This window comes from Thermoflexus sp. (assembly GCF_025055495.1).
Classification (GTDB): domain Bacteria; phylum Chloroflexota; class Anaerolineae; order Thermoflexales; family Thermoflexaceae; genus Thermoflexus.
Window position 1 is genome coordinate 1 of record NZ_JANWXB010000271.1, and the last position, 8,885, is coordinate 8,885.

Below are 8,885 nucleotides of genomic sequence, written 5' to 3' on the forward strand. Positions count from 1 at the left end.
GTTGCAGATCTCCATCCCTCCGATGAACCCCTCAAACCGCTCCACCGTCTCCGGATCGTCCGGGCGGGCTTTGGCCAGGGGCGAGATCTCCCGTGGGTAGTCGTAGATAAATGTGGGCTGGATCAGGTTGGGTTCGACGAACCGGGAGATCAGATCATCGATGAGCTTGCCCCGACTGGCACGGGGATCCACTTCCATGCCGCGGGCGGCCATGGCCGCCGCCAGGGCATCGCGCGTGGGATGTTGCGCGATGTCGATCCCGGTGAACTCCAAGATGGCCTCCCGCAGGGGGATGCGGCGCCAAGGCGGGTCGAGATCGATCTCATGGCCCTGGTAGGTCAGCGTGCGCCGTCCCAGCACCTGATCGGCGGTGAAGGCGATCAGTTCCTCCGTCAGCCGCATCATCTCCTGGTAATCCGCGTAGGCCATGTAGCATTCCATCTGGGTGAACTCGGGGTTGTGCTTGAAGGAAACCCCCTCGTTGCGGAAATCGCGGCCGATCTCATACACCCGCTCAAACATCCCCACCAGCAGGCGCTTGAGGTAGAGCTCAAAGCTGATCCGCAGGTAGAGTTGTTGCTCCAGCTCGTTGTGATAGGTGATGAAGGGGCGAGCGGAGGCCCCGCCGTAGATCGGCTGCAGGATCGGCGTCTCCACTTCGATGAACCCCCGCTCGTCCAGGAAGGCGCGGATCGCTCGGACGAGGGCAGCGCGGATGCGGAAGATCTCCCGGACCTCCGAGTTCATCATCAGGTCCAGGTAGCGCCGCCGGTAACGGGTCTCCACATCCTTCAAGCCGTGCCAGCGGGAGGGAGGGGGGTAGATCGCCTTGGACAGCATGCGGAAATCCCGGACCCGAAGGGAGATCTCCCCCGTCCGGGTGCGCATCATTGTCCCTTCCGCTTCGATGAAATCCCCCAGATCGAAAAATTCCTGGAAGAGGCGATAGCGCTCCTCCCCCAGGTCATCGTAGCGGAGGAACAGCTGGAGACGACCGTCGCCGTCGTGGAGGTCCGCAAAGGTCACCTTTCCCATGGCGCGGATCGCCGTCAGGCGCCCGGCAACCACCGCCTCCACGGTTTCCTCGCTGCCCTCGACCGCCTGGAACATCCGAATCGCCTGCGCGCTGGTGTGGGTGCGCCGGGAGCGCGGCGGGTAAGGATCGATGCCCTGGGCGCGAAGTCGGGCGATCTTCTCCAGACGACGGCGGACGATCTCCCGAAAGAGGGCCATTGCTGGAACCTATTCGATGTGGAGGATACGGAAGCGCAGGACGCCGTCCGGGGCGTTCACGGTGACCACATCCCCCACCTGACGCCCCAGAAGGGCCTGCCCTAGAGGGGACTCATTGGAGATCCGTCCTCGAACGGGGTCCGCCTCCGCCGAGCCGACCACCTGATAGCGCTCCGGCGTGGAACTGCCCTCCTCCTGGATCGTCACCCAGCTCCCCAGGGTGACGAAAGCCTTGGGGCCGGTTGTTTCCTCGATGATCACGGCCCGGCGGAGCATGGACTCCAGCGTCATGATGCGGCCTTCCACAAACGCCTGTTCTGTCTTGGCGGCCTCGTATTCTGCATTTTCGTCGTAATTGCCTTCATCCATTGCCAGGTTCAATCGCTTTGCGACCTCCTGGCGCCGGACTGTGCGAAGATACTCCAGTTCCTCGAGGAGTTTCTGATAACCCTCGCGGGTGAGATAGATGGGTTGCTCGCTCATAGATCCTCGCACGATAGGATTTTAGAAGTCCGGGCGGGATTTCCTTTCCCGCTCCTGTGGCCCTTAAGCCGCCGGGGAGGGGATGAGAACCCCGCTGGATGAAACAGAAAGAGCGCCCCAAAAGGCGCCCTGTTTCCGGAGGCCAAACGGCCTGATCGGAACGCTTCGCTCTTCCCATGTCCTTGCGCGCCCTCATTATAGCATACCCCAAGGGCCCCAACAAGGAGGGCAGGCCTGGCGTCCGACCTAAAGGAGTAACGCTGCTTGAAGTGGGCGCTCACGGGCTCGCAGATGCGCTTCCCATGGCATTCGTTTCGGTGCTTTCGCCCGAAGGCAAATCCAACACCATCCGCGGCATTTCCTCGATGCGCTCTGGAAGGCGAACATCTCCTGGGACTCCCCGTAACTCCTTCCTTCTGCGGAGCGCTGGAAGCACCCGCCGCTCGAAAGAGCCCAACGTCATTCTGAAACGCAAAATCCATGAGGTTTCTATCCGGATCTCCTTCCCCTCCCCACGGCCCAAAGGGCCATGGGGAGGGGGCATCTTCCTCTGGGCAGGCTTCGGTTCCTTCTGCTCCCAGCTCATAAACGGGTCCGGGCCCCCCTCGATTCCCAGGTTTGTCCCAATCGGATCCCTCAGGCCGCGGCCACTTCCTCCAGGACATAGCACTCCAGAATATCGCCCGTGGCGAAATCGTGGAATCCCTCCAGCCCGATCCCGCACTCGTAGCCAGCCCGGACTTCCACGACATCGTCCTTGTAACGTTTGAGAGAGGCGATGCGGCCCTCATGGACCTTCTGGCCGCCCCGCAGAACCCGCACCAGGGCGTTCCGTCGGATCTCGCCATCCCGGACATAACAACCCGCCACCTGTCCACCCCGCACCTTGAAGACCTGGCGGACCTCCGCGTGGCCCAGGACCCGTTCCTGGAGGGTGGGAGCCAGCATGCCCTTGAGGGCCTTCTCCAGATCCTCTTCGATGTGATAGATCACGTTGTAAAGCCGGATATCCACCCCCTCGCTCTCTGCCAGCCGCTTCGCCGCCGCATCCACCGGGACGTTGAACCCGATGATGATCGCGTCCGAGGCGGCCGCCAGGGTGACATCCGAGACGCTGACCTCGCCCGCGTCGGCGTGAAGGACGTTGAGCTGGAGCTGATCCTTCGCATGCTTCTCCACCAGTCGCTGCAGGAGGCCGATGATCGGCTCAATGGAACCCTGGACATCCGTCTTGACGATGACGTTGAACTCGCGGACCTTGCCCGCCTGCATGCGGCGGTAGAGATCCTCCAGGCTCATCCGCCGGACCTGGCGCTGGCGCTGGCGTTCGGCGGCCCGTCGCTCGGCCAGTTCCCGGGCCTGGCGCTCGCTTTCCGCCACCTCGAAAAGGTCCCCCGCCTCCGGCACATCCGAGAGCCCGAGGACCTCCACCGGCGTGGAGGGGGGTGCCTTCTTCAACGGACGGCCCCGATCATCGAACATAGCTCGGACCCGGCCGTAGGTGGCGCCCGCCACGATGATGTCCCCTTGTTTAAGCGTGCCGTTCTGCACGAGCAACGTCGCCACCGGGCCCCGCTTATCCACCCGCGCGTCGATCACCGTGCCCACCGCCGGGCGATCCGGATTGGCCTTGATCTCCCGGGTCTCGGCCACCAGCAGGATCGCCTCCAGGAGGTCCTCGATGCCGATGCGCTGCTTGGCGGAGACCTTGACCACGATGGTATCGCCTCCGTATTCCTCGGGAACCAGACCGAGATCCGAGAGCTGGCTCATCACCCGTTCGACGTTCGCAGTGGGCTTGTCGATCTTGTTCAGGGCCACGATCACCGGCAGGCGGGCGGCCCGGGCGTGGGCCAGCGCCTCGCGGGTCTGAGGCATTACGCCATCGTCGGCCGCCACCACCAGGACCGCGATGTCGGTGACCTGGGCGCCGCGGGCCCGCATCTGGGTGAACGCTTCGTGGCCTGGCGTGTCCAGGAAGGTGATCTTGCGCCCATTGTATTCCACCTGATAGGCGCCAATCCGCTGAGTGATCTGCCCGACCTCCTGGGCCGCCACGTTCGTGCGGCGGATGGCATCCAGAAGCGTTGTCTTCCCATGATCTACATGGCCGAGGACCACCACCACCGGTGGCCGCGGCTTCAGCTTCGAGGGATCCTCTCCCGCGTAGAGGCGCTCCCAGAGCAATGAGGGACCTTCCTCTTCGGCGACCTCTGTCGGCCGTTGCTCCCGGGGTTCAAACCCGAACTCATGGGCCACCAGGGCCGCCGTCTCGTAATCAATGCGCTGGTTAATGCTGGCCATAATGCCATTGTGCATAAGGACCTTGATGACATCGATCGGGCTCACCGACATCAGCGCGGCCAGCTCGCGCACCGTGATGCTCGCCGGGATCTCAATCTCTTTCCGCCCGTTTTGTCGCATCCCATACCTCCTGAGAGAAGCTTGTTTTTGGGGTGGGCGGGGCGCTGAGGGTGCCCGCCCACATTAAAATGATTTTTCCTCTCCTCACCGCCCGGTCAGGCCATGAGGAGGAGGGAAGTGAGGGAGAAGAGGCCATTCGCCTTCCTCCCCGCGAAAGCTGGGATAACAAAAACCGGCACGGCGGCCCAGGCCGACCGTGCCGGTGGATCCAGTCGAGGCTTTTCCCACAGCCTGCGCAAGCAGGCAGGAGGGCTTTCCGGCGATCCCTTTCAGGGTCGCATCACGCCTCATCCTCCGGCAGGGTCGCGGCATAGGCCACCAGCGCCATCCGATCTTCCTCCCGCAACGCTTCCATCCGCAGCGCGTATTCCAGGCGCCCATCCTTCAGCGCCCGTTCCCAACAGGAACGCCGGGGATGCAGGTAAGCTCCTCGACCCGATTTCTTCCCCGTCGGATCGATCTCCACCCGACCCTCCGGCGTGCGGACGATGCGGATCATCTCTCGCTTCGCCTGCACCTGTCGGCAGCCCACGCATGTGCGTTGAGGGATATGCTTCCGCACCATAACGGTTTCTGCCCGAGTCCGTATTGAAACGCGAAGGAAATCATAAGCTTTTCACAGCGCTTTTTCGCTCAGGATGCGCTGCAGGCAGGCGCTGGCGGGGGGGAGGGGTTCCTGAAAGAGCCACTCCACCGCCAGCCAGAAGCCGGGGACGGCCCGGCTGATCAACCGGCCCTCTCGAACCCGTGTCACCTCCGTCCCCCACTGGGCCACCACCTCCTGTCGCTCCCGATCCACCACCCAATACTCGGGAATTCCGGCCTCCCGGTATTCGGCGGCTTTCTCTCCCAGGTCCATTCCCCGGGTGGCGGGGCTGGTCACCTCCACCACCAGGGCGGGCCGCACCGTCAGGGGCACTCCCCGGGCCCTCTCCATCTCCTCCGGCGGCACCACGAACACATCCGGCTCCCGCACCACCTCCGGCAGCACCTGAAGAGCCGCCGGACCCGTTAGAACCTTCCCCCAGCCCTTTGCCTCGCAATAACCGGCTAAAAGCCGTGTCAGGAAAATGACGGTGTCTTGGTGTTCTGCGGTGGCGGGCGAGTGCATGATGATCTCTCCGCGCACGAACTCCCAGATTTGATCTTCCGGGGCCTCCCGCAGATAGCGTTCCAGCGTCCAGCCTCCCATCCGCACCACATAGGGGCCTGTAATCGGCTCCTTCCGCTCATCCACCACCATCACCGGCATGGCTTCCCCCCGGCAGGCTCTGCTCCCATCAGATTCAAGGCCTCACGGCGCTTTTTCGCTCAGGATGCGCTGCAGGCAGGCGCTGGCGGGGGGGAGGGGTTCCTGAAAGAGCCACTCCACCGCCAGCCAGAAGCCGGGGACGGCCCGGCTGATCAACCGGCCCTCTCGAACCCGCATCACCTCCGTCCCCCACTGGGCCACCACCTCCTGTCGCTCCCGATCCACCACCCAATACTCGGGAATTCCCGCCTCCCGGTATTCGGCGGCTTTCTCTCCCAGGTCCATTCCCCGGGTGGCGGGGCTGGTCACCTCCACCACCAGGGCGGGCCGCACCGTCAGGGGCACTCCCCGGGCCCTCTCCATCTCCTCCGGCGGCACCACGAACACGTCCGGCTCCCGCACCACCTCCGGCAGCACCTGAAGAGCCGCTGGGGCCATCAGGACTTCGCCCCATCCCCTGGCTTCACAGTATCCCTGCAGGAGCCGATACAGAAACCCCGTAACTCGCTGGTGTTCTGCGGTGGCGGGCGAGTGCATGATGATCTCTCCGCGCACGAACTCCCAGATTTGATCTTCCGGGGCCTCCCGCAGATAGCGTTCCAGCGTCCAGCCCCCCATCCGCACCACATAGGGGCCTGTAATCGGCTCCTTCCGTTCATCCACCACCATCACCGGCATTCCGCTCATTCCTCCAGCCAGTCCCGCACCCGGCCACCCCGCATCCGTCGCAGCCAGGTCTCATCCTCGTAATCGATCTCGTAGCGGACCCGCCGGCGTTCCTTGCCCTTCCCCGCCTTCTTGCGCCGTCGGATCTCTTCTTCCTCCTCTTCCGCTTCTTCCTCCTCTTCATCCTCCTGAATCGTCACCCGCTCGGGTTCTGGAAAGATCGGGAAGGGAGCCTCCGAGAGCTCCTGCGCTGGCTCCGGGATCGGGGGCTCCATCTGGGATTCCCGCGCCGGCTCTGGAACCGGGAGCTCGGTCCGGGCCTCCAGCACGGTTTCCCCACTCAAGGGGCTCTCTACGGTCTCCAGGGCAACCGGCTCTGGCGCTGTCTCCGGGATGGAGGGGGCCAGCTCCACGGTCGCCGCTGGCTCCAGAACGGGAGCTTCCTCTGCTGCCCAGGCCAGCTCCGTCTCCTGCGGAACGGGTTCCGGCTTCTCCAACGGGATCTCCGGGGCTTCCACCCGTATCGCTTTCTGAGCCCTGCGACGAGCCCGCTCGGCCTCCCGCCGCGCCATGTAGGCCTGATAAGCTGCCTCCAGGAAGGTTCGGGCATCCCGGAGCTCGTCCGCGCTCCAGGGCAGCCCCGGCTGGCTCTTATGACGGGCCAAGGCCTCCTGCATCGCCGGGATCAGACGAGCAGCCTCTCCCATCCGTTCCTGCAGTTCCGGATCCGCCACCCGGGGGAGCCATTGCTCCAGCGCCTCCGTCAGGCTATGGATGTCAATTCGCCATCCCGTCAGGCGTGCGGCCAGCCGGGCGTTCAGGCCCTCCCGTCCAATGGCCAGGGAGAGTTGATCATCCGGCACCACGACCTGGGCGGTCCGTTCCGAGCGCTTTTCCTCGAATAGGTGCACCGTGAGCACCCGGGCCGGGCTCAGGGCTTTTGCGATGAAGATCGCCGGATCTGGATGCCACTCGATCACATCGATCTTCTCGCCGCCCAGTTCATGGACCAGGTTTTGAATCCGCATCCCGCGCTGGCCGATGCAGGCGCCCACGGCGTCGATGTTGGGCTGGGTGGCGGCCACGGCCACTTTCGTGCGCTGGCCCGGCTCCCGGGCGATCGCCTTGATCTCGACCAGGCCGTTGTAGATCTCCGGCACCTCTGTCTCCAGCAGGCGTCGGATCAGGTTCTTATGGGATCGGGAAAGGATCAGCTGCGGCCCACGGGGCGTCTGCCGCACCTCCGCCAGGTAAGCGCGGATCCGCTGGTGGGGTTGAAGCCGCTCCCCGGGCACCATCTGATTACGGGGCAGGATCGCTTCAGCCCGTCCCTGAGCCAGCAACACCGTCGCCCCCTGCGGCGTGACCGCCTGGACCACGCCATGGACAATCTCCCCCTCCTGTTCGGAGAAGTAGCGGTAGAGATAGTCCCGTTCCGCCTCCCGGATGCGCTGCAGGACGATCTGCCGCACGTTCTGCGCGGCGATCCGCTGGGCGAAGTTCGCCGGCGTGACGTCCAGTCGGATGATCTCCCCCACCCGGATATCCGGGCGGATCCGACGGGCCTCCTCCAGCGAGATCTCGTGGCGGGGATCCTCCACCACCTCCACTACCGTCTTCTGAAGGAAGACCCGGATCTGGCCGGTTTCCAAATCGATCTCCACATCTACGGCCTGGGTGCTCCCCACATCCGTCATGCGACGGAACACCGTCGCCAGCGCCCCCTTCAGGACCTCCAGGACAATCTCACGGGGGAGATTGCGATCGGCCGCGATCTGATTCACTGCCAGCAGGAGCTCACTTTTCGCCATTCGATAGCTCCTCTCACCGAGTGTTCATTAGAGGTTGCCCGGCGGATCCTGCCAGAATTTAAGGGGATCGGACAGGCCGTCTTCGGCGCTACGCAGCCTCATCGCATCCCCTTATGAACAACACAGGGGCGCCTGACTGCGCCCCTGTGAATCACGGGGAATTCCCCGACGATGCCATTTCTATTCCAGGCAGGCGAGCCTCTCGCCGCAGCCCCCCTGCCCTTCAGAGCCCCATGCAAGGATCCACCGCATCACTTCTGTTTTACATTTTAAACATTGCGATCTGAAACGTCAAGGGAAGCAGGAGGCAAGGATGTGCTCCAAAATCGCTGGAGCTCTCCCCAAAACCTTCCCGCAGGTCCTCTTCCCATTTCAGCGGAATGGCCCCTGCGGGCGGAGAGCCGGACCGAAGACCTCATCCCGACTGGTCGCCGTCCCTTAAGAGATGTTCAAAAGGATCGCCGGAACCAGTCCGGCGGCGGCTCCCAGTTATCCGGGATGAGGAGCGGGCGCAGGCGCCCGCTGGGCTCCGGCGGGCCGATGATCCCCAGCTCCTCCAGGCGATCGATCAAGCGGGCTGCCTTGGGATAGCCGATGCGGAGCTTCCGCTGAAGCAGAGATGTCGACGCCCCACGATGGCGCTTGATGATCTCAATCGCTTCCCGCAAAAGGGTCTCCTCGTCCTCCTCCTCGAATTCGCTGCGGCTCACCGAACGGCCGCTTCCCACCTCCAGGGATGTCACCATCCCCTCCCAGGGGGCGGGCTCCGGCCGCTCATCCGCATAACGCTCTTGCCAGAACCGCACCACCCGCTCCACCTCCGCGTCCGAAACATACGCGCCCTGAACCCGCACGGGTTTCCCCAGATCCGGCGGCAGGAAGAGCATATCCCCGCGCCCTAACAGGGTCTCCGCCCCGGGCATATCCAGGATCACCCGGGAGTCCACCGAGGAGGCCACCGCGAAGGCGATGCGGGCCGGGAAGTTGGCCTTGATCAGCCCCGTCACCACGTCCAC

Annotated in this window: 8 protein-coding genes; all 8 read right to left on the minus strand. The window is 64.2% G+C overall.

Going from position 1 to position 8,885, the window contains the following annotated elements:
- Positions 1 to 1,233 (minus strand): lysine--tRNA ligase (gene lysS / locus NZM16_RS08785; protein WP_295479978.1); only part of this gene is annotated, 1,233 nt, incomplete at its 3' end.
- A 9-nt stretch (positions 1,234 to 1,242) separates the two neighbouring features.
- A complete protein-coding gene (greA, locus tag NZM16_RS08790; RefSeq protein WP_295452299.1) occupies positions 1,243 to 1,716 on the minus strand; it encodes a transcription elongation factor GreA in 474 nt (157 codons plus the stop codon).
- A gap of 636 nt (positions 1,717 to 2,352) precedes the next feature.
- Positions 2,353 to 4,140, minus strand: a complete 1,788-nt coding sequence (gene infB / locus NZM16_RS08795; protein WP_295452302.1) for a translation initiation factor IF-2 — start codon at positions 4,138 to 4,140, stop codon at positions 2,353 to 2,355.
- Positions 4,141 to 4,420: 280 nt separating this feature from the next.
- Positions 4,421 to 4,705 (minus strand): YlxR family protein, encoded by a 285-nt coding sequence (locus NZM16_RS08800; RefSeq protein ID WP_295479980.1) that lies wholly within the window; start codon positions 4,703 to 4,705, stop codon positions 4,421 to 4,423.
- A 51-nt stretch (positions 4,706 to 4,756) separates the two neighbouring features.
- Positions 4,757 to 5,392, minus strand: a complete 636-nt coding sequence (locus tag NZM16_RS08805) for a Uma2 family endonuclease (RefSeq protein ID WP_295479982.1) — start codon at positions 5,390 to 5,392, stop codon at positions 4,757 to 4,759.
- A gap of 42 nt (positions 5,393 to 5,434) precedes the next feature.
- Complete coding sequence (locus NZM16_RS08810) at positions 5,435 to 6,070, minus strand: Uma2 family endonuclease (RefSeq protein ID WP_295479984.1); 636 nt, start codon at positions 6,068 to 6,070, stop codon at positions 5,435 to 5,437.
- A 5-nt stretch (positions 6,071 to 6,075) separates the two neighbouring features.
- Positions 6,076 to 7,869: a transcription termination factor NusA gene (nusA, locus tag NZM16_RS08815; protein ID WP_295479986.1), complete on the minus strand. Its 1,794-nt coding sequence runs from the start codon at positions 7,867 to 7,869 to the stop codon at positions 6,076 to 6,078.
- 449 nt (positions 7,870 to 8,318) lie between these two features.
- Positions 8,319 to 8,885 (minus strand): DNA translocase FtsK (locus tag NZM16_RS08820; RefSeq protein WP_295479988.1); only part of this gene is annotated, 567 nt, incomplete at its 5' end.